Consider the following 651-nt stretch of genomic DNA (forward strand, 5'->3'; position numbering starts at 1 on the left):
GGATCGCCGCCTGCGGCGACGGCTCGTACCAGGCGGAGGCCGTGCTGAGCGGCAGCACCTGGACCGCACGCCACGGAAGCAGCGTCGTGTACACCGGCACCGATATGCGCTCCGCGATGCAGGCGGCGATCAACAGCCTGACGGCCGGGCGTACGTCAAAGGAGCGCGTCGTCGTCCGCGGCTCCGGCTCCGTCAGTGCCAACTCCCGTGTCTCGCTGCCCAGTTACACGACCCTGGACGTCTGCGGCACGATCAATGTCACCGGCAGCGGCTCCGGCGACCAGGCGCCGGTCTACGCCCGTGGCGCGCGGGACATCGAGATCCAGAACCTCAAGGTCACCGGCAGCCCGCTGTACGGGATCTTTATGCGCAACGTCCAGAACGTGGTGCTCGGCCAGATCGATATGCGCCTGTCGGCGGGGCTCGGGGTCAGGATCGACAACCGCGGCGACACCAGCCAGTGGACGAAGAACGTCAGGATCGACAACGTCTATGTCTCCGGAGCCTCCAGCCACGCGGTGGAGACCTACGGTGTGGACGGCATCACCATCGGCACGGTCACCGCGCGCAACGTGGGCGAGTCGGGCCTGCTGCTCAACCAGACCATCAACGCCACGGTCACCAAGGTCGACGCGGACAACGCGGGCGCCG

Annotated in this window: 1 pseudogene; it reads left to right on the top strand. The window is 67.7% G+C overall.

Annotation, left to right across the window (positions count from 1 at the left end):
* Window positions 1–651 (top strand): annotated as a pseudogene (locus tag CCN51_RS40685) (right-handed parallel beta-helix repeat-containing protein); the annotation flags it as partial.

The sequence above is a fragment of the Streptomyces milbemycinicus genome, assembly GCF_002154605.1.
Lineage (GTDB): Bacteria > Actinomycetota > Actinomycetes > Streptomycetales > Streptomycetaceae > Streptomyces > Streptomyces milbemycinicus.